The organism is Pseudomonas sp. PS02290, from assembly GCF_029960075.1.
Lineage (GTDB): Bacteria > Pseudomonadota > Gammaproteobacteria > Pseudomonadales > Pseudomonadaceae > Aquipseudomonas.
Map to the genome: position 1 here is coordinate 1 of NZ_JASCOY010000053.1, position 19,672 is coordinate 19,672.

Annotated in this window: 18 protein-coding genes; 9 read left to right on the plus strand and 9 right to left on the minus strand. The window is 58.2% G+C overall.

What is annotated here, in order from left to right:
- Window positions 1–122: 122 nt before the first annotated feature.
- The 3 genes from QMX88_RS19715 to QMX88_RS19725 are packed head-to-tail and all read right to left on the minus strand — an operon-like array spanning window position 123 to window position 4,139.
- Window positions 123–2,534: a TonB-dependent siderophore receptor gene (locus QMX88_RS19715; protein WP_442969478.1), complete on the minus strand. Its 2,412-nt coding sequence runs from the start codon at window positions 2,532–2,534 to the stop codon at window positions 123–125.
- A 19-nt stretch (window positions 2,535–2,553) separates the two neighbouring features.
- Window positions 2,554–3,537 carry a FecR family protein gene (locus QMX88_RS19720; RefSeq protein WP_282371918.1) on the minus strand — a complete coding sequence of 328 codons (984 nt, stop codon included), beginning with the start codon at window positions 3,535–3,537 and terminating at the stop codon, window positions 2,554–2,556.
- Window positions 3,534–4,139 (minus strand): RNA polymerase sigma factor, encoded by a 606-nt coding sequence (locus QMX88_RS19725; RefSeq protein ID WP_282371919.1) that lies wholly within the window; start codon window positions 4,137–4,139, stop codon window positions 3,534–3,536. The genes QMX88_RS19720 and QMX88_RS19725 overlap by 4 nt, the downstream gene beginning before the upstream one ends.
- A 290-nt stretch (window positions 4,140–4,429) precedes the next feature.
- Between QMX88_RS19725 and QMX88_RS19730 the strand changes: the two genes are divergently transcribed.
- The 4 genes from QMX88_RS19730 to QMX88_RS19745 all read left to right on the plus strand — a co-directional run bounded on the left by QMX88_RS19730 (window position 4,430) and on the right by QMX88_RS19745 (window position 6,875).
- Complete coding sequence (locus tag QMX88_RS19730; RefSeq protein ID WP_065991892.1) at window positions 4,430–4,852, plus strand: HPF/RaiA family ribosome-associated protein; 423 nt, start codon at window positions 4,430–4,432, stop codon at window positions 4,850–4,852.
- 539 nt (window positions 4,853–5,391) lie between these two features.
- Window positions 5,392–5,721, plus strand: a complete 330-nt coding sequence (locus QMX88_RS19735) for a DUF3509 domain-containing protein (protein ID WP_282371920.1) — start codon at window positions 5,392–5,394, stop codon at window positions 5,719–5,721.
- A 235-nt stretch (window positions 5,722–5,956) separates the two neighbouring features.
- Window positions 5,957–6,301 (plus strand): YXWGXW repeat-containing protein, encoded by a 345-nt coding sequence (locus QMX88_RS19740; protein WP_122535300.1) that lies wholly within the window; start codon window positions 5,957–5,959, stop codon window positions 6,299–6,301.
- Between the two features lie 259 nt (window positions 6,302–6,560).
- Entirely contained in the window at window positions 6,561–6,875 is a 315-nt protein-coding gene (locus tag QMX88_RS19745; protein WP_282371921.1) for a hypothetical protein, read from the plus strand.
- Between the two features lie 159 nt (window positions 6,876–7,034).
- Here QMX88_RS19745 and QMX88_RS19750 read toward each other — a convergent pair whose 3' ends face one another.
- Window positions 7,035–7,481 (minus strand): phosphate-starvation-inducible protein PsiE, encoded by a 447-nt coding sequence (locus QMX88_RS19750; protein WP_172609665.1) that lies wholly within the window; start codon window positions 7,479–7,481, stop codon window positions 7,035–7,037.
- 419 nt (window positions 7,482–7,900) lie between these two features.
- Here QMX88_RS19750 and QMX88_RS19755 point away from each other — a divergent pair, with 419 nt between their 5' ends.
- Window positions 7,901–8,167, plus strand: a complete 267-nt coding sequence (locus QMX88_RS19755) for a YebG family protein (RefSeq protein ID WP_065991884.1) — start codon at window positions 7,901–7,903, stop codon at window positions 8,165–8,167.
- A 56-nt stretch (window positions 8,168–8,223) separates the two neighbouring features.
- Here the strand turns inward: QMX88_RS19755 and QMX88_RS19760 are convergent, their stop codons facing one another.
- On the minus strand, window positions 8,224–9,246 hold the full coding sequence (locus QMX88_RS19760; RefSeq protein ID WP_282371922.1) for a Glu/Leu/Phe/Val dehydrogenase family protein: 1,023 nt from the start codon (window positions 9,244–9,246) through the stop codon (window positions 8,224–8,226).
- 195 nt (window positions 9,247–9,441) lie between these two features.
- On the opposite strand from QMX88_RS19760, the gene QMX88_RS19765 reads away from it, so the two are divergent.
- Window positions 9,442–10,245 (plus strand): SirB1 family protein, encoded by an 804-nt coding sequence (locus tag QMX88_RS19765; protein ID WP_282371923.1) that lies wholly within the window; start codon window positions 9,442–9,444, stop codon window positions 10,243–10,245.
- Here the strand turns inward: QMX88_RS19765 and QMX88_RS19770 are convergent.
- The 4 genes from QMX88_RS19770 to QMX88_RS19785 form a co-directional block, all read right to left on the minus strand.
- A complete protein-coding gene (locus QMX88_RS19770) occupies window positions 10,242–13,718 on the minus strand; it encodes a dermonecrotic toxin domain-containing protein (RefSeq protein ID WP_282371924.1) in 3,477 nt (1,158 codons plus the stop codon). The genes QMX88_RS19765 and QMX88_RS19770 overlap by 4 nt on opposite strands.
- A gap of 988 nt (window positions 13,719–14,706) precedes the next feature.
- Complete coding sequence (locus tag QMX88_RS19775) at window positions 14,707–15,231, minus strand: hypothetical protein (RefSeq protein ID WP_282371925.1); 525 nt, start codon at window positions 15,229–15,231, stop codon at window positions 14,707–14,709.
- A gap of 184 nt (window positions 15,232–15,415) precedes the next feature.
- Complete coding sequence (locus QMX88_RS19780) at window positions 15,416–16,324, minus strand: SDR family oxidoreductase (protein ID WP_282371926.1); 909 nt, start codon at window positions 16,322–16,324, stop codon at window positions 15,416–15,418.
- Window positions 16,325–16,534: 210 nt separating this feature from the next.
- Entirely contained in the window at window positions 16,535–16,990 is a 456-nt protein-coding gene (locus tag QMX88_RS19785; protein ID WP_282371927.1) for a flavodoxin, read from the minus strand.
- Window positions 16,991–17,364: 374 nt separating this feature from the next.
- On the opposite strand from QMX88_RS19785, the gene QMX88_RS19790 reads away from it, so the two are divergent.
- The 3 genes from QMX88_RS19790 to folM all read left to right on the plus strand — a co-directional run bounded on the left by QMX88_RS19790 (window position 17,365) and on the right by folM (window position 19,666).
- Window positions 17,365–17,970 (plus strand): hypothetical protein, encoded by a 606-nt coding sequence (locus QMX88_RS19790; protein WP_192171862.1) that lies wholly within the window; start codon window positions 17,365–17,367, stop codon window positions 17,968–17,970.
- Window positions 17,971–18,157: 187 nt separating this feature from the next.
- Complete coding sequence (locus QMX88_RS19795) at window positions 18,158–18,727, plus strand: antibiotic biosynthesis monooxygenase (RefSeq protein WP_282371928.1); 570 nt, start codon at window positions 18,158–18,160, stop codon at window positions 18,725–18,727.
- 228 nt (window positions 18,728–18,955) lie between these two features.
- Entirely contained in the window at window positions 18,956–19,666 is a 711-nt protein-coding gene (gene folM / locus QMX88_RS19800; RefSeq protein WP_282371943.1) for a dihydromonapterin reductase, read from the plus strand.
- Window positions 19,667–19,672 lie beyond the last annotated feature (6 nt).

Consider the following 19,672-nt stretch of genomic DNA (forward strand, 5'->3'; position numbering starts at 1 on the left):
CTCGCGAAGAGGCCGGTACATCCGCCGACCGCTTACCGGCCGGACCACAGCCTTCGCGAGCAAGCTCACTCCTACAGGGTTTGCGTAAATCGCCAGGACTTCGCCTCGGAAGGGGAAGACCTTCAGAACTCCAGCGTCGTCGCCATCACCAACTGCCGCGAATCCCCCAGCGACACAAAGTAACGGCTCACCGCCGAACTGTAATGGGTGCGATCAAACAGGTTCTTCACGTTCAGCTGAAACTTCACTTTCTGCCCGTCCAGACGGGTTTCGTAGGTCGCGAAGGCATCGGCGACGGTGTAGCCGGGCAGATCAAAATCATTGTCCGGATTGCCCGGGCGTTCGCCGACGTAATGGCCGCCCAAGCCCGCTCGCAAACGGTCCGCTCCCATCACCGCGCCAAAGTCGTACACCGCCGAGACCGACCCGCTGTGCCGGGGCACGTTCTGCAAGCGGTTGCCTTTCAATGTCGGGTCCTCAACCACCCAGGCATCAGTGAAGGCATAGCCGCCAATCAGGCTCCAGCGTTCTGACAGCTGCCCACTCACGTCCAGTTCCAGACCCCGCGAGCGCACCTGGCCCGCCGTCGTGTACACCGTGTCTGCGGTCAGTGAGTCAAAATTCGCCACCAGCACGTTGCGCTTTCTGATGTCGAACAGCGCCAGCGTCGCACTGATGCCATCGGACGAATCCCACTTGGCACCCATCTCCCACGCTTTCGATTCTTCGGGCGGCGTCGCCGAATCCAGCACGGTGCCACCCGCCAGCGTGGCGATGCTGGAGTTGGGCTTGAACGCTTCGGTGTAGCTGCCATAGAACGACAGCTCGTCGCTGTAGCGGTAGACAAGCCCCGCTCGCGGAATCCACTTTTGCCCGTTCAAATCGGTGTTGCGCATGAACGGCGAGCCTTTGCCTGCCTGCTGATCGAACACTTGATAACGCGCGCCCGTGACGAAAATCCAGCGATCGGTGAGGTGCACGGAATCCTGAGCAAACACCGAGTCAGTGCGCAAAATGTCGAGCTGATGGCTGTCCGCCGCACTGACCTGAGTGCCCTCCGCTTCCTGGCCATACACCGGATTCAAATAGCTGAACGTGCTTTGGCTTTTTTGGCGGATCAACTCACCCCGCGCAATCTTGCGGTATTCGTCGTCGACGCCGATCAGCAGTTCATGCCGCATGCCGGCCAATGACTTATCGCCATTCAGGGTCAGGGTGGTGAAGCGATCGGTGCTCAGGGCGTTGCCGGTGCCGTCAATGGAACGGCTCAGCGTCCCGGTTGCCGGGTCGACGGCGGTCACGCGCACTTGGTTGGCGTCGTAGGTCTCGCGGTTATAGCTGTAGCCGAGGTGGCCTTTCCAGTTGTCGTCGAAGGTGTGGTCGACCTCGAATCGATACAGGTCCGAGCGCCCCTCCATGTTGTTGAATGGCTCGTCCAGACGCCGGGGCGCTGGGATGTTCAATGGACGGTTGGTGCGCGGATCGATGGCCGTTCCGCGATCAAACGGCGAGAGAAATTCCCGGTGCTCGTAGGACGCCAGCACTTCGGTGTCATCGCCATACCAGGCAAGCGATGGCGCCACCAGCGACTCACGGTGCACGCCGTAATTGCGCCAGTAATCTTCGTCTTCGTGGTCAACGATCAGGCGATACGCCAGACCGGTTGACGCCCCTTCAGCGCCATCAATGGCGCCGGTGCTATCAAGTGTTCCGCCGCTGCCGTTTTTGCCTGTGCCGTAGCTCGAACCCCGAACCGTGAGGGCGTTGGCCGACTGCAACTGCGGGCGCTTGCTGACCACATTGATGACCCCGCCCGGGTCCTGAATCCCATACAACAGCGATGCCGGCCCCTTGAGAACTTCGACGCGCTCGGCCGTGGCATTCAGGTTGCGGCCCTGCACCACCGGCATGCCGTCGCGCATGATCGAACCGTCGCGATTGTCGCCGAAACCGCGCTTCATCAGCGTGTCCTGGGTGCTGCCGAGGGTATTGCCCTGGGTCACGCCGCTTACGTTTGCCAGCGCGTCATCGAGGTTGCGCGGCGCCTGATCGCTCAACACCTGCGCCGGAACGACGCTCACCGCCTGGGGGTTTTCCAGTCGCGGGGTTGCGCTGCGCATCACCGATGTCACAGCAGGCGGCTGATAGCTGTAAGCACCGCTGGGAGTGGAATCGATCTGCGTTGCGCCAAGGGTGACCGCGCCCTCAGCGGGCCGGGATTGCAGCGTGAAGGTGTCGTCGGTGGCACGGCGGAAGGTGAGGCCGGACGTGCTCAACAGCACGCCTAACGCCTGTTCCGCACTGAACGAGCCAATCAACGCGGGGGCATCGACCGCGTAGGGGGCATCCTGGGTGTAAATTACGCCCTGCCCGGTCACCCGACTGAAATCCCTGAGCGCTTGGGGCAGCGGTTTGGCCGGGATCGAAAAGTCGTAGGCCGGCACGGCTGCCTGCACGCATGCGCTCCAGACCGCTACTACCGAAACGCCACACCAACTTTTCACATCGTTAAACCCCGTTTGAATGCGATACACCTCGACAGCTCGCGTGCGATCAACGGATCACAATGACCCGCCCGAGCGCTTCGTACTGTTCAAAACCCACGACGGATTTCAACGCCGCCAGCACGGCTTTCGGATCGCGGCTGGGAAAGCTGCCGCTGACGGTCTTCGCGGCCAGCTGATCGTTGAGCAACATGATTCGCCCCGGGTAATAGCGGTTCAGGTCGCTGATGACATCGGCGAGCGGCGTGCGGGCGTAATTGAGCCAGCCCTGACGCCAGGCCAACTGGCTTTCGCTGTCGACAGGCTGCGGATCGCCGGTGCGCTCACTGTCATAACTGGCCCGCTGACCGGCCGTCAGGATCTGCTGCGGCGCATCGGAGGCCGCCTTTACGCCAACGCGTCCCGAAAGCACGGTGACTTGCACCCCGACGGGCTGCAACCGTACTTCGAACTGCGTGCCCAACACCCGGATTTCCCCGCGTCCGCCATCGACCACAAACGGCTCGCCGGTGTGGGTGACTTGAAAGAATGCGGCGCCACGGCGCAATTCGACGTGCCGCTCACGCGCATCGAAATGCACGGCGATCGCGCTGTCAGCGTCCATCGTCACCTGCGAGCCGTCGGCCAGTGCCACGGTCCGGACCTGCCCCGGTGCGGACACATAATCGGCGCTCAGATCCTCTGCCCAGCGCTGCGGATTCCAGCCCATCCCGACGCTCACCATCAGCACCAGACACGCCGCCATCGCCAGCGCCGCCCCCCAGCGCGGCAGGCTACGCGGAGTGGGCGCGTCCATCTTCCGCAGCAATGCGTCGAGCGCGGCGGCGTCTTCGTCGGCCAGGGTGGCGGCAGGCTCTTCACTGAGTTCCCACAGCACCTGGGCTTGAGCGTACGCCTCGGCATGGGCGGGGTCGGCGTGCAGCCAGCGGCTAAAACACGCCTGATCGGCGACCGTCGGTTGGTTATGCAACACACTGAGCCAGCTCAGCGCCATGGTGTGCGGATCGGCATTTTGATCTGAAACGGCGTTCATCGACGTATGCCCCCGGATTTCCCCCCAAGGGGCACAACCCGCGCGGCGTCCTCATTAACGCTCGCCTTGCAGGCCTGCAAGGCGCGCATCATGTGTTTCTCCACGGCACTCTGCGAAAGGCCCATGGCCTTGGCGATCTCGGCGTACTTGCGCCCATGGATACGGTTGAGCAGGAAGATCTGCCGGGTTTTCTCCGGCAATCCGCGCAACGCCGCTTCGATGTGGCGCAGATCATTGCTCGCCTCCAGCGCCGCCTGGGGTTCGTCAGCCTCGGGCCGATGCGCGTCAGGCAGCAATTCGTCGTTAAGCCGGGCGCGAGTGCTTTCATTGCGCAGATGATCAATGGCGATATTGCCAGCGCAGCGCATCAGGTAGGTGTTGAGTTCCTCGACCTGCACCAGCGGACGCCGCCAGAACCTGAGAAACAGGTCCTGCACCAGGTCCGCCGCCGTTGCCCGGCAACCCACCCTTCGGCTGACCAGCGCCTCCATTTGCGGGCGCTGGGACAGAAACACCTCCAGAAAACGCGCGCGTGCAGCCTGTGGGGCCTCGTGGTCGAGGTCCTGACACGCTGAGTTCAAGGACGGAGGCTGATCAATCATGGTCAGGTACTGGGTGGGAGGATGCGAGGCGCGATATTAATGATAAATATTCTCATGCGCAAAAGATGTCCGACGAATCTCGCAACAAATCTGCAGCGCCTGAAACCAGACCCTGAAAAGGCGTAGCCCAGTAAAAATGGACTTGCCGGTCGAGTTCCCGCGTCCGCGAAATATATTCTCGGTTCCAAGGGGTTGAATTGTTCGTGGATCGGCGCCAACACTGTGAATGAGGGCAGACGAAAAACACCTCGTCCAGACTCTCCCGAGCAAGCCAAAGTAAGGGAAGAACTATGCAAATCCAGGTCAACAGCGATAACCACATCGAAAACAGCGTCCGTCTGGAGGAGTGGGTACGAACCACGGTTGAAACTACGCTCGAACGATACGAAGAGGATCTGACCCGCGTTGAGGTCCACATCAACGACGAAAACGGCGATAAGCCCGGCCCCCACGACATCCGTTGCCAGATGGAAGCCCGGCCAAAAGGACACCAACCCATTTCAGTGACCCACAAGGCCGATTCGATTGATCAGGCCGTGGATGGCGCAGCGGTCAAACTGGACCACGCCCTGGAACATCTTTTCGGAAAACTGCGCGGCAACAAACGCGGCGCGGCGCCGGTGATCGAAAGCGATCTGGATGACGAGCCGGTCAGTGCTGACGCGTTGCTCGAAGAAGAATTTCTCGAGAAGGATGAAGCATTGCACGGCTGATGCAGCAGCCTTGAAACACTAAACTGCTGATGGAGGGGCGGGCCTGGAAAGGGCCCGCCCCTTCTTTTTGCGCGTTCGTTAAGCGCCGAACGTTCGCCTTGTGAGCTGCGCTAAACACGCGGCGACTTCACTGGCCAACCTTTCGCACACAAAGAACGCATGAGGCGCGCAAATGGTGCCGAGTGGGAATTATCCAAGCAGTTAGCCAGTACAAGGCGGAGGCTGAAACCATGACTTGCTTCTCGATTCAGCGGCCCGCGGTCCACCTGTTGAAAGCATTTACACCATTCGTCCCTTGTGGCCCAAACCCTGCAGGCTTTGTATCGTCGAGCTTACACCTCACCTGCACGCCGCATGCTTAATAGCTCCGCGCGCAGTGACTCGCTCAATGAGACGACGTTTCAACGGACCACTGATGGATATCACCGCGACTTCAGCGAGAGCGGCCAAGGCAGGAATCATTAACCGTTGATCGGCTTCGAGAACTAAAAGGATTCACCCCCAGTCAACTTATGCAGATCGTTAACAGGTAACAGGCCATGGATAACCCTTTTCAACTGATCACTGACGCCTTCCACCCCGACTACCGGGTCAACCTGAGTATTCAGGGTCTCGACGGCACCATCATGCTGACGTTGTCGAATGAGTCAGGTGTGGTCGCCAAACGCCTGCTCAGCGCGGAGCAACGCAACTCGCCCAAGCGTCTGCGTCGTTTGATCGAGAGCATCCAGTTCGGTATCGCCATCGAACAGGGCCACAGCGCCATCAAGATCCTGGCAGCCATGACCGACGGCGACCTCAAGCAACTCTCGCCGCCGCCCACCCGAACCAGCTTCCTTGGCCGTCCGCAGCTGACTGCCGGCATCTGATTGTTCGATGCGCATGGAGTGAGGTGATCTCTGTCACCTCTCCAGCGCAGCCTCTTCTGGGCATCATTGTTGATGCGCCCTGCCATCCGCCAATGATCGCCGATTCCCCTCTAAGTCCCGCCGATTCAGCCCCCAGACAGAAAGCAACTGTTACAACAAACCTGTAGCAAGCCGGCTGCCCCGTTACACAACTGAACGGCGAGCAGCAGAGTCTGGACAAGTCTGAGGTGACGATATGTCTCTACGATACATAGCGCTGATTGGCGCGCTGGCCCTGGCGACCGGGTGCGTGGAAGAAAGAGTGGTACACGAGCGGCGAGTCGTCGACCGACCCGCGCCCCGCGCCGAGTATGTCGAAGTCGTCGCCCCGCAAGCGCCGCCCGTGCGCGTCATCGAAGAAGAACCGGCCCCGCGCCCGGGCTACATCTGGTCCCGCGGCTACTGGCGCTGGAACGGCAACCGCTACGTCGCCGAGCACGGCCACTGGGAAGCGGTACGGCCGGGCTATCGCTATCAACATCCGTACTGGGAAAGTCGAGGCGATGGCTGGCATTACCATGTTGGGGTGTGGGTGAATTAACGAACTGCCGCACGCAAAAATGCCCCGCTGAGACGGGGCATTTTTTATGGGTCTGCTAGTGGATAGGTTACCGCAGAACTGTTTGTTAATCGCAAGCGGTGCTCATCAGGACGCGCTGGATTTTTCGTAAACAAGACCGCATCAAACGCAGCATTTGGGCGATACCACGAGAACAGGAGGGAGGGAGCATTAGGTTGTGCCTGATCAGCTAAAGTAGCCTGCAGCAAAGCATTGGCGAAATGGGTAATCGGGAGCGAGTATGGATATTCAAGCGTTAAGAAAAGCCGCTATCGAGTTGCGAAACCAACTGGAACTGCATAAAGCAAAAGAACCGGCAGCACTCGCTTTGTACCAACACATGGAGCATTTAATATCGGCCGCCGAACGAGGTGAGATCACTAGCGAAGTCGAAGCACGAGACATACCAGGCCATCGAATTATGGATGAATCAAACCTCCGAAAATATCGCGATCTTTCTGAAGCTTACAGCAATTTTTATGTCGAACTTATCGAAGGTCGCGGCTCGGATACGCTCAAGATGATTGAAGAAATCATGAAAAAGGCCAGGAAGTAATCCCAGCCCGTCTGGTAATGCGTATGGATGGGAAACGCCGTCGCCACGCCCCTGTCCACAGTCCTCGGCGTTGGCCGCTAAACGCATACATACCAAAAGCCAAGACCTATGCCGGGCAAACGGTAGATGAGTCCTAAACAATAAGGACTCATCCCATCCCTACTCCACCTTCTCCTGCACCGACGGATACCTCGACGAGGAATACCTGACGACCAGAATCGAGAACGCCAGCAACAGCACCCCGCCACAGACGTAGATAATCCCCAGATCAGGCGCTTTGTGATGTGACACGTCGCTGATCAGCAAGCGAATCAAAGCGGTCACCCCGATGTACAGCAAGAACCGCAGGGGCATGTGGTTGGTCTTGAAATAAATCCCGACCATCGCGCCCAATTCGAGGTAGATGAACAACAGCAAAATATCATCTACGGCGATGTACTCCTGCCCGAGCATGCCGATGAAGGCTTTAATCGCGGCGTAAGCGGTCACCGCGCCAATGCCGAACAGCGCCAGATAGTGAAACGCCTCAACGGCCAAATTGCCCAGGCTGTTGGCGCCGCCATGCAGCTTGGCCCGCATCCGATCTGCCCATTTCACACCACCCATCCCTCACCTCCCCTGACCCAACCAAAACTGTTCATAACGAGCGCTGCGATTCAGCGCAGCGGTGGATCTGTCGACGCAGGCCTAAGGCCGCATTGATGTTCACGATGTACTTCCTTGAGTGACCCGGACCGGATGATGCTGCGCGCGCATGACGGTTTGCGCGTGCGGGATGTCCGAGAGCAAGCATTAATAGGGCCATCGGCTAAGGTTGAGAACGTGACCAGATGTCGCAAGGCCGCGCATGGCGAAAAAAGTGAGCGCGCACCCCCTACCCAAGCTGCGGCGATTCACCTATGCTGCGCACTGTATAAATACACAGTAAAAAGACGGAGTACGCTGTCTTTGCATCATCCGTCGGCCGAAGCGTTGAGCGCCCGGGCTGATCCCTTACAACTCTGGAAATGACGACGAGGCCAACAATGGCTGTTGAAACCCTTTACCGCAGTACCCGTGATTTGGAGACTACGTTCGTGGACCGCAAACTCGCCGATGCCCATGATCAGATGCTGGAACTGGCCGAACTGCTCACCGATGTGCTGATGAAGAACGTCGCCGGCCTCTCCGAAAAACACGCCGAAGACGCCAGTATTTTCATGGCAAAGAACCGCGCCGTCTTCGCTGCCGCGTTCAAGAGCAATGCCCTGGCACTCAACGAGCTGGCACCCGCGGCGGAGCAGGCAGAGTAATCAGGCGCGCAACCTCAGCTCCAGGAGGCCGGATGCAGCTTCGCAACGAAAGCGATTCAGTCCATGTCCAACAGCCGCTCTGCCAGCTCATCTGCGACGCGCGCGGGTGAGCGCTTTTCAGCTTGCGCATGGGCAAACACTTCGGTCAGCCGCGTGCCGATCTGAGACAGATGCGCAGTGATGGTGCCGGGGCTTTGCCCCTGATGCTGCAGCGCGACATAGATCAAACCGCCGGAATTGATCACGTAATCCGGGGCATACAGAATGCCGCGCGCTTCCAGTTGGTCGGCAATGGCGGCGCAGCTCAGCTGGTTATTGGCGCCGCCCGCCACTGCAGCGCAACGCAACTTGGTCACACTGTGGCTGTTGAGTACGCCGCCCAGCCCGCACGGCGCAAGAATGTCGCAAGGCGTACTGAGGAGTGCTTCGCTGGCAATCGGCTTGGCGCCCAATTGCTCCATGGCGAGCTGCACCTTCCCGCTGTCCAGATCAGCTACCAACAGCTCAGCGCCCGCGGCATGCAGTTGCTCGGCAAGCGCGTAACCCACATGCCCCAACCCCTGAATCGCCACGCGCAAACCTTCCAAATTATCGCTGCCCAGTCTTGCCATGGCCGTGGTCCGAATCCCGGCGTACAACCCTAGCGCGATGTGCGCAGACGGATCGCCGACTGCCGTGGTGCTGGTGACGTGCGGGGTGAATTGGGCAATGCAGTCCATGTCCTCCCTGGAAGTGCCGCTGTCCATGGCCGTGACGTAACGGCCGTCGAGGGTCTGCACGAATCGCCCGAACGCCTCGAATAAGGTAGCTCGATCAGGCACATGGGCCGGACGCATGATCACCGCCGTTCCCCCACCCAATGACAACCCGGCAAGCACGGCTTTGTAACTCATGTTCCTTGCCAGCTGAATGGCATCCTCGATGGCGCTCTCTTCGTTTGGATAGGAGAGGTAGCGACAGCCCCCCATCGCCGGGCCTTTGCGGCTGCTGTGGATCGCAATCACCGCCTTCAGGCCGGTGAGGGGTTCAACCATCATGTGCAGTGATTGCACGCGTGAGCTTTGCATGAGAGCGAACATGGGCACTGCTCCCCTTTTTCGTACTGGCGAGTATAGGCGCTGGTTGAAAAAAAGAAGGCCGACCCGTGGGGATCCGGACGACGGACTGCCATTCAACGTGCCCGATGAATCAATGCTGGACGAAGGCGGCAGCCAGGGATAAAACAGAGCCATCCGTTAACTCTTCTTAGCCGTCTTATCCTGCCGGAGAAGTCGATGAATCCGCGCCAGCAATGCATTGCCTGTCTTGGACGCAATCCGCCGTCCACGTTCGAAGCCGCTGCGTGGATCGCCACGGAGCACGACGGCCAGGTTGATTTCCAGGTTATCCGCGACCAGCTCACCGCGCTGGAACGCAGTGTCAGCGCAGCCCTTCCTTTATTGCCGGCTGCGGAGCTTGCCCAGCCATTGCTGCGGCAACTGGCGACGCTGGGATTTCAGCAGGACGATGCTGCCCAGCCCAAGCCGCAGGCTGCCCTGATTCACAAAGTGCTTGAACGTCGTCGCGGTCAACCGCTGGGGTTGGCGTTGATTGCGCTGGAAATAGCCAAACGGCTGGAAATCCCGCTCGAGGGTGTTAACTTCCCCGGTCACTTTCTGCTGCGTGTGCCCGGTGCCGACCATACGCTGGACCCTTACGGCGGGCGCAGGCTTTATCCTAAAGACTGCCGGGAATTGTTACTGCGCCAGTTCGGCGCAGACATGCAGCTCAAGGCCGAGCACATGCTAAAAGCGACGCCTGCGGCAATGCTTCAGCGCCTGTCGCGAAACCTGCGCTATCTGCATCAGCTAAACGATGATTTGCTCGCTGCACTCAAGGACGCGACCCGCGTGATGGAGCTGGGCCAGGCCAACACCAGCGATTACCTCGCTCGTGCCACCCTGTACCAGCATCTGGAGTGCCCGCAGGCCGAGCGTTTCGACCTGGAGCATGCGTTGATGTTGAGTGAGGACCCGGTCCAACGGGTGCGGCTCACTCAACGTTTGCAGTCTCTACCCAGCGGGCGCGCAGTCCATTAAGCGGTCTGGGCTGCCAGTTTTTTTAACGCCCACTGACCAACTTTCGCACCCAGTCCCTGATCATGGGTAACAAGATCCTTGACGCCGCCGCCTACACTTATTAATTCAAAGACAGCGGATCCAAAAAACCATGAGGCTGTTGCACGATCTCCGTCGTGATAGGCGAGCAAGCCTCGTTGTACATCAATGGCCATATGAAGCGCCGTCCATGCAAGCGCTGCGCCGGGAAAGGGCGCCAGCAGCGCGGAGCCGAGTGTTCTTACAACCGAATATATCTTTTCGGCCCAGCGTTCCGCCTTGCTTGTAATCTGGGCATCGACATCTGCAATGATGCGGCTGACTTGTTCGTCGTAAAGATCATGGATATCCGTGACTCGATCGGTATTCTGGTGTTCTCTATTTTCGATGCGGACCCATTGCTCCGGGATGTTGCGGTCCATGGCATCGAAACGAGACCCTACACTGGGCTGCCCTTTATACGAAACTCGAAGGTAGTAATAGCGACGCATGTCTGGTGAGCGCATGAGTTCCAGGTAGTCGGTCAACCTCCGGAAACTGACGCCATCGGGAGCATCAGGCGTATATAACAGATTGAAGTCGTCATCCGAGGAGCTGAAATCCCGGAGCATATAAACGCCTTGAACGATGTGGCCAGCGAAGCGAAACATGGATGCGCTGCTGCGCTTGCTGCGTTGTCGAAGCCCCTCGTTTTTGGCGAGCGCCTGTTTATCCAGCGAAACAATCAAGTGAACTAACCATTGATATTGGGCAGTGGATAAATTGCCTTTCAAAAATTCCCGCATCGCTGCTGACTGCATATCAAACTGCAACCGCCTGCCGAATAGTGCTCTGCGGTATGGGTAGCGCTCGTGGGAGGTGTTCAGGAATTCTTTCCGGATCCACTGAATGTAACGCTCACCCAACGCCGCATCCCGCAGCGACTTGTCTACTCTTTGGACGAAGTACAACGGCAGTGCCCTGAGGTCCTGCCCCACCGAGGAGTACATCGGTGCCGCAGGAGTGAACGCGTACTCATCGGAAAAACCTTCCATGAACAGACTGGTCAAGGACCTCAAGCGCGTGTATGCACTGAAGTCCGGACTCTCGACGTAAGCAGCACTCTCCAGATCCACGAAGATCGTATCGGTATCGACGCGCTCGTCGATGCCCTGGCTAATCAAGTAATCATTGAGCAGCTTGCTGCCTTCGCGCCTCGCAAACTGCTCGAAAGACTCCATCGCCTGGGTTGTGTGTACGAAAGCCTTGTTGAGTTCGCTGACCCGATGCTCAAGCAACGCAAGGGCGCCACGGTTCGCATACGCAGTTTCCATGGTGAACCCCAACAGGTCGGCATCATCCTGCGTCAGCACCCTCTCGACCTTCTGACGAACTGCATCTGAAAGGCGCTCTTCGAAGTTGTTCCCGCCCAGCTCGTCGAACACGACACTGGACTCACTCCACAACGTACCTTGGCGACGTACTTTGGCTAAAAAGTCGGAGTGGTCCGCCTCGGCGGTCAAGGCGGTCTGGTCCAGCACATAGTTGCCGCCTGCGTCGCTCGCCAGCCAGCTACCGACTTCAAAGGACAGCTGGCGCCATGAGTTGAACCCGAACATATCCTGGCCGCCCGGCGCACCAGGTGCGTAAAGAACGTAATGGTCCTCGCCTGCCGCATCCTGTTTACGGAACACCAACAGGTCTTTGAAGCGCACGCCATTGACCGCCAGTTTCAGGCTGCCCAGCGTCATCACCGCACCGTCTTGAATAATGTCCGCTCGCACCAGATGGATGAGGTCCTGGCTTCGGTCGTCCACCAGATGGCCTTGAAGCGAAGCCGCCCAGGCGCTTAGTGCCAATGCGGCATCTCGCCTGTGGGTCAGAGCTCGCAGGGTCTCCTCCTGGGAAAGCCGCGCCCTGAGCTGCTGGCGGTAACGACGCTGCACATCCAGCTCATCAAGCATTGTCTTCACAAACCCGAACGTAAACGCAGGATTTGAGTACGCAGCAGGGATGATCACCTGGCCCCTACCTGAAACTACCGGCAGGCCGAGCATCGCGAACTCGAGCAACGACTTGCGGTGGTTCACCGAAAAAGTGCCGCCCCGGACGTCGAACTCATCCGGTACGCTGATCGTTATTTGCTGCGGATCGACCGAATAGCCCAGGTGCCTGCGCACATAGCGATCAATCTCATAACGCGCAAATACTTCCAGCGATTCCAGTCCCTCAAGCATCGCATCGACGGCTTCCTTGCGCTCGCTGTACTGGCTTTTGAGCTTCGCATAGTGCTCGCGCTTTTCGGGGGCTGCGTATTTCAGCCATTGCGGCTGAGTGAGGTCTTGGGCACGCACCGAAAGACTCTTGAATCGATACCCCATCGCTTCGTCGACATGAGCACACACCTGTACTTCACTGACCTTGTTCAAAAAGGCGTGATAACCGTCACTGTTCGCTCCGGCCTGTTGCACCAGAAACTCGAAGTCTTTTGCCTGCTTGTTGCGAAGTCCCTGTACATGACAGTGCAGCATCGGCTCGACACAGGACTCGTATTCAAGATCGTCAACGCCGACAACGTTATTTTCAGGCAATCCTGCAAGATCCGACAAATACAGGTTTTTCAGCAACGGCCCCTCACCCGCAGGCACGGACAGTCGCCGAGCCAGCTGGTTGTTGAGTTCGGAAAAGGATTCATACCGTTCAACCCCGCCTGCGGCCATGACGAGGTAACAAGGGGCCGAGGCATGACGCGCATCGGCCGCATTTTCATCCTGAGCAACCGCGAAGACCGAGAGCAGCGGTGCTTTCGTTCCACCCGGAAGACGCAGTGATATTTTGAAAAGCCCGCCAGTGGGAGTGTGACTCAATACATCCAGGAGGCGTTTTTTCTCATCGCCGTTCAGTCGCTGCTCAATGAACTGAAACTCAACATCGTGCTTGAGTGCCGAATGATGATGACCACTGACGATTTCATGGCGCGCTGCCCTTTTCCCGCCAGCGGAGAACTGCTCATGGCTGTCCCATTCCCAGGCGAGCGCCGCGTGGTAAGCCCCAGGAAACGTCGCCAGGACCTGGCCAAAAATACTTTTGATTGTGGCGAAATCTTTTTCTGCCACCAGGTGCTGCGCCTCGATGCTGTCGTGGCGGTAATACAGGGCCTGAAGATCTTGATCGAAAGCGCTTTTCCCCAACGTCATGGCCTGGATCAGGGCATCAGTAAGCGAACACGATCTTTGCACCGTCCCCGACTCGGACGCGGTGTTCAGAAAAATAATGTTCGGGTTCCATAGGGATACATGCCCGCGCAGGAAGCTTGAGAGGCGATCAAAAGCGACGTCCCCAAGCGAAGGGAGGTTGTCCAGTACCGAGGCACATTGAGTGCACGCCGTCGTAAAGGCGAGAAGGTGATGAGTGGTGGCGTGCTGCTGACCAGCACCTTGGACATTGGAGTGAATTGCAGCAGATAGATCATTCACGGATATAGCTCCGATAAAGAACAGTCACGCCCACCGGCATCCGGCCAATGGGTAAAACGTGAGGTGTTCGGGAGCTGTATTTCAGACGATTGCTCATCCCTCTGAGCGGTACATATTGCTTGGCTCGCAATGTTGGGCCGACGTGGTTTGTGGGAAATAACCCGCATAATGGCCCCGGGCGAGGCTTACACCAGTGATTACGTCGACGGTATCGCATCAAGCGTCGCGAACTCCTCCACCCCGCCAGAGGGACTGAACAGATAGACGGCGGCATCGGGGCCATCGGGAACCAGCGGCATGATATCGACGTTTTTGGCAGTCGCTTTCGCAGGGGATTCGGGTGAGAGTCTGCTCGTCCACAGCCCAGTACTCATCGAGAATTAACGAGTGGGCAGTCCGAATGAGCCGCCATCTGAACCGCTGAGTCGCAGACCGATGGCATAACTATTGACAGCGATGGGCGAGACCAGCCGACCTATGAAGCAGGAACAAAGAGCGTTTCCTGCGGCCCCGTTGTGAGGTCCTACTGTTGCTGTGGCTGTAAAACTGCTTGTCACAAAGCACGCTGTTTCGGTTTCAACAAACCCCTTAACCTTCGCGGCCTCTGAGCAGCCCACTGGCCCTTGAATGGCTTGAGGATGCGCTCGACCGTCGTCACCGACGTTGTGTTTTGAAGCTCCTGGATTCAACGTCTTATTTGGCCGCTGCGATTGCAGCGGCTTTTTTTTTGCTTTGGACTCAGGACACTTTCCGGATGCCTTTCATGCTTGCGATGGTCCGTCCTTCTTCTCAAAAACAAAGCTCAGAAAGATCCCACAGCGTTTCTAGCGACATTCCTACGCAATGTTCTGTTTAAACATTCCGACTGGTACTCGATAACGTACAAAGTCCTGCGCCAACCCGTTACTCAGGGAGTTACGTCGTCCCCATGTAACAGCTAAAGGCCGAGGGCACATCGGTTGTGCCCCTGGCTGCGCATTCATATACCTCAGGCACGAATATTCACCAATGAGCGCTCGCGTGGACGCTTTGCATGTTCCTCCAGTGCCATCAGCACAGAAACGGCGGTGTTCAGATCCACCACGGCGCCCTTCGCCATTTCATTGCCTTGCTTGATAGAGTCCTGCAGTCGATCGAATTGCTGGGTGAAGAACTCATACGCATTGACCTCCTCATCCATATTAATCTCGTTTCCTAGCGCATCGAACTTGACATTGATGCTAGACATAGAGCCAATAAGGTCTCCATCGATAATTCCTTGCTCGGCCAGTAGAACGCCGATTTCCATCAGTTGCCTGTTACTGGTCTTACGCGGATCAAATCCAGCCAGGTTGATGTTCAAGCCCTCCAGCTTTTTAACATCAGGAATGCTCTTGTCCGCCCAGTACTGACGCACCTTCTGCTTTACCGCCTCCTCTTGAGGATTAAGGCCGGAGCGCACGTTAAATTGCTTGTCCGGGACAGCGCTGTAGACCCTCAGCCGCTCCTGCACCTTACTCAGATTGCCAATCATAAAACCTCCTGAAAATCGGTTGATCCTCAGGCATGTCGGGCGACTCGGGGCGGGGTTTAGGCTGAAAAAGTGAAGACGGAATCATTGCCTCATTCAGAGACCGTTCCTACATCGCGGCAAATAAACTTCCTACAAAAACGGCCAGTTCGATCGCCGAACTAGCCGACTATTGATAAAACAACGATCAGGAAAATTTCTGCAGATTGGCCATCATTTCCTTGAGCGCTTCGACGTTGTCAGCCGGATGCACCGCATCGCTGAAGTCACTGATCGTTTGCCACTGCGACGCGACGTCTTCCGGTGAAAAGCCTGCATGTGGGTCGAAGCCGGCGCCCAGGCTGCGCTCCCAACGGACTTTGCCAATCCAGCCGCCGCCTACTTCATACAGGCCGGCGCTGTCCTGGCATTGCTCGCTGCCCAAGTACACCACCAGCGGGCTGACCAACTCGGGCTTGAGCAGATCGAACACACTGGCCGGGATCAAGCCTTCGGTCATGCGCGTGCCACCGGTGGGCGCGATGGCGTTGACCAGGATATTGTTTTTGCGCCCTTCGACCGCGAGCGTGCGCGTCAGCCCGTACAGGCCGAGCTTGGCCATGCCGTAGTTGGCCTGACCGAAGTTGCCGTAAATGCCGGAAGTGGACGAGGTGAAAATGATGCGGCCGTAATTCTGGTCCCGCAGGTGGGGCCAGGCCGCGCGGGTGACTTTGTAGGCCCCTTCAACATGCACGCGGTAAACCAGATCCCAGTCGGCGTCCTCCATTTTGGCGAAGCTTTTGTCGCGCAGGATGCCGGCGTTGTTAACCACAACGTCGACGCGGCCGAAGGCATCGAGGGCGTTCTGGACGATCTTGTCGCCGTCGGTGACCGAATCATGATTGGCAACCGCCTCGCCGCCCGCTTCACGGATTTCCGCGACCACTCGATCCGCCGCTGAAGCATTGGCACCTTCGCCATGGGCCGAACCGCCGAGGTCGTTGACGATCACGCGCGCGCCATGTTGCGCGAACAGCAGCGCGTGGGCTCGCCCCAATCCGCCGCCCGCACCGGTGACGATTACCACTTTGTCTTCAAAACGTACGGACTCACTCATGCTGCTCTCCCAATGATGATGCCGACTTTGCCACCGCTGTCCTTAACTAATCAGGCGTCAGCAGCGGCAATAGCGGGCGAAACAGTCATCGAGTGTCAACGACTCGCTGCCGGGTCACAATCAACACAATACCCGCTGAATGGTGATCAATAATGTTGGGGGATGGCTGGGTCATGCCCTGACCGGGACGGGTCGTCGTCAGCGCGCCACTCAGCTATTCAACTGCCCGATGAACGCTGCCAGCCAGGGCTCGGCGTCGCTTTCCGGCGTCACGGTTTCGCTGGCATCCAGTCGCAGCATTTCCTGCACCTCGCGGATCCCAAGCTCGCCAAACAGCTCGCGCATCAACTCGCCACCCGCACAAAACGTGTCGCCGTAACTCGCATCGCCCAAGGCGATCACACCACCGGGCAGCCCACGCCATGCACCAGGCAGCCCGTCGCGGATTTGGTGGTAGAGCGGCTGAAGGTTGTCCGGCAGCTCGCCCATCCCCGTGGTCGAGGTCACTGCCAGCAGAGCCTGCGGCCCAAAGGTTTGCAAATCGGCAAGGGTGGCGCGTGGGTTGAACAGCACCTCGTGCCCTGCATCCTTGATGATCTGTTGGGCGTGGCGGGCGACCTCTTCAGCCGAGCCATATACCGAGCCCGCAATAATCGCGACTTTCATGGGTTAATCCTGTGACCGGTAAAAATTGTGCGGCATTATGCCTCAGCGCGGCGGCATGTCTTGAACTGCCGACCTTGCGAAGCCAGACGGCAAGCCTAGTGATCAGCGCGCCGTTGATCCAAATGACTTTCAACGATGCTGGAAATTTCCTGTCCTATCTGTGCTTCTGTACTACTTTCAAATTGGCACTCCAGTTCATAAGACCCACTGGCCATACGCCCGACGGAAAGGAGTCGAGTTAAATGCCGAACGGGCGCAAGCTCGGCTGGAGAATGAAATCTTGAAGGGGTAACATCTGGCAACTGACGAACGGTCGCAACCTAAACGCGAACCATCTGTCTGCTTTCTCAATAACCGGTTAATCGAGCTTGACCATGCAGCGCGACAACATCCTCACGCCTGATGAGCTGGAGTTTATCCAGAACATGCAGCACAACCCCACGCTGAATGTGCGCGACAAATCCAGCAGTCTGGTGGTTAACGGCGGTGTGCAGATTCAGGATCTGCTGACTCGCCTCGCCGCTCATGAGCAAGTCACGATTCAGGCTCAATTCGATAATCAGCAAATGACCTTCCCACTGCATCTGGTGGAGGACGAATTTCATGCGCTGCATTTGGAGCTGGGTGCTCCGAGCATCTTTGAAGAAGGCCCGCGCATCCGCCCATGGCGCCTGATACTGCCCGAGCCGATGCCTCTGGAAACGCAAAGGGGCTCGCCCACCGCGCTTTGGGTGCATGAGGTTTCCTTCAAAGGCATCCTGCTGGAAATGCGCAAACAGACCAAGCCGCCAAAATCTTTCGCTGCCTGGTTCAGTCCGGAGGGCTATGTGCCTATCGCGCTGCGCGGCACTTTCGAACGTTTGACCCAGCATGGTCTGGCCGCGTATCGATTGAGCCAGAACAGCAAGAAAGACACCGAGCGCCTGCGTCAGTACATTCTTCAGGAACACCGCAAGATTCACCCCTCGATGCACCTCTAGGATTGCCTGATCCGGCGATCCTTCGCGACAGCTCTCCCCTTCCGACAAACACCTCTGGCTTTATCGCAGGTTTCAGGAATAATCCTTGCTTGCTTTTTCCAGTGAAGCTGACGCATCGCCACCACCCCGGCGCCGCGTCATGTGATTTCCCTACCCGGGAACCTCACTTGTTTATCGGAGATACACAATGTCTACCTCACCCGTCACGCTGATGGTTGCCCGTCGCGTCGCCCATGGCCGCTATCAGGAACTGATTGCCTGGCTGCATGAAGGCGAACAACTCGCTACAGACTTCCCCGGCTATCTAGGGTCAGGCGTGCTCGCTCCGCCACCCGGGGATGATGAATTCCAGATTATTTTCCGCTTCGCCGATGAAGCCACCATGCACGCCTGGGAGCATTCTGCCTCCCGACGCTCCTGGCTGGTGCGCGGCAGTGGTCTGTTTGCCAAAAATTCCGTGCACCGGGTGAGCGGCATCGACGGCTGGTTTGGCGCCGTGGGTCAGCGCCCGCCGCGCTGGAAGCAGGCCGTTGCCATCTGGCTGGCATTCTTTCCGGTGTCGCTGATCTTCAACTTCACGCTGGGGCCGCTGCTCGGTCAGCTGGAGCTGTTCCCGCGCATCATGATCAGCACCTTGATCCTCACGCCATTGATGGTGTTCTGGTTCATCCCGCTGTCGACCCATCTGTTGGCGGGATGGCTGCACAGCAACACGCCTGCACCGGTCGGCTCGACCGAGCCCGCCTCCACGCGCTAGCGTCCGGCGAAGGGCGCTGATCAGGGTCGCTCACACCCACCCGCGATGAAATGTCACAGCGGAGCGCCTATCAAAAACATGTACATTTTTCCGTGCTTGTACAAGTATCGACCGCTGGGGTAACTTTGCCCGACGGTCGTTTTCGATGGCGCAATGCGAGCACCCACTGTTCGTCATTCAGCACCGATTCGCCAGACCTCCCTCCCCGTTGATGAATGCGTGAAGACCATGGCCCGCTTCCCCGCCCCTGTATTGATCACCGGTGCCAGCCAGCGTGTCGGCCTGTATTGCGCCGAGCGTCTGTTGGCGGAAGGCCAGCCTGTGATTATCACTTACCGCAGCGAGCGGCCGGGCGTGCAGCATTTAAAGGCGCTGGGTGCGGTGGTGCTTCAAGCTGATTTTTCTTCGGAGACGAGCATCCTGGATTTCGTCGCCCGACTCCAGGAGCAGACCGACAGCCTGAGGGCTATCGTGCACAACGCGTCGGACTGGCTGGCCGAGACGCCAGGGGACGAAGCGGATGTGTTCATGCAAATGTTCAGTGTGCACATGCTGGCGCCCTACCTCATCAATCTGCACTGCGCCGAGTTGTTGCGGCGCTCGGAGCCGGCCGACATTATTCACATCAGCGACGACGTCACGCGCAAGGGCAGCAGCAAGCACATCGCTTACAGCGCCAGCAAGGCAGGCCTGGAAAACCTGACCCTGTCCTTCGCCGCCAGGTTTGCACCTCATATCAAGGTCAATGGCATCGCCCCGGCCATGCTGATGTTTCAACCCGACGACGACGCGGCATACCGTGCACGCACACTGGAAAAGTCGGCGCTGGGGATTGAACCCGGCGCCGAGGTGATTTACCAGAGCCTGCGCTATCTGCTGGATAACCCCTACGTCACCGGCACCACTCTGACCGTAAACGGCGGACGGCACGTCAAGTAAGCCGCC

Coding starts and splice junctions, on each gene's coding strand:
- QMX88_RS19720 (WP_282371918.1), bottom strand. CDS start 3,537: ATGAACGCCGTTTCAGATCAAAATGCCGATCCGCACACCATGGCGCTG.
- QMX88_RS19725 (WP_282371919.1), bottom strand. CDS start 4,139: ATGATTGATCAGCCTCCGTCCTTGAACTCAGCGTGTCAGGACCTCGAC.
- QMX88_RS19730 (WP_065991892.1), top strand. CDS start 4,430: ATGCAAATCCAGGTCAACAGCGATAACCACATCGAAAACAGCGTCCGT.
- QMX88_RS19735 (WP_282371920.1), top strand. CDS start 5,392: ATGGATAACCCTTTTCAACTGATCACTGACGCCTTCCACCCCGACTAC.
- QMX88_RS19740 (WP_122535300.1), top strand. CDS start 5,957: ATGTCTCTACGATACATAGCGCTGATTGGCGCGCTGGCCCTGGCGACC.
- QMX88_RS19745 (WP_282371921.1), top strand. CDS start 6,561: ATGGATATTCAAGCGTTAAGAAAAGCCGCTATCGAGTTGCGAAACCAA.
- QMX88_RS19750 (WP_172609665.1), bottom strand. CDS start 7,481: ATGGGTGGTGTGAAATGGGCAGATCGGATGCGGGCCAAGCTGCATGGC.
- QMX88_RS19755 (WP_065991884.1), top strand. CDS start 7,901: ATGGCTGTTGAAACCCTTTACCGCAGTACCCGTGATTTGGAGACTACG.
- QMX88_RS19760 (WP_282371922.1), bottom strand. CDS start 9,246: ATGTTCGCTCTCATGCAAAGCTCACGCGTGCAATCACTGCACATGATG.
- QMX88_RS19765 (WP_282371923.1), top strand. CDS start 9,442: ATGAATCCGCGCCAGCAATGCATTGCCTGTCTTGGACGCAATCCGCCG.
- QMX88_RS19775 (WP_282371925.1), bottom strand. CDS start 15,231: ATGATTGGCAATCTGAGTAAGGTGCAGGAGCGGCTGAGGGTCTACAGC.
- QMX88_RS19780 (WP_282371926.1), bottom strand. CDS start 16,324: ATGAGTGAGTCCGTACGTTTTGAAGACAAAGTGGTAATCGTCACCGGT.
- QMX88_RS19785 (WP_282371927.1), bottom strand. CDS start 16,990: ATGAAAGTCGCGATTATTGCGGGCTCGGTATATGGCTCGGCTGAAGAG.
- QMX88_RS19790 (WP_192171862.1), top strand. CDS start 17,365: ATGCAGCGCGACAACATCCTCACGCCTGATGAGCTGGAGTTTATCCAG.
- QMX88_RS19795 (WP_282371928.1), top strand. CDS start 18,158: ATGTCTACCTCACCCGTCACGCTGATGGTTGCCCGTCGCGTCGCCCAT.
- folM (WP_282371943.1), top strand. CDS start 18,956: ATGGCCCGCTTCCCCGCCCCTGTATTGATCACCGGTGCCAGCCAGCGT.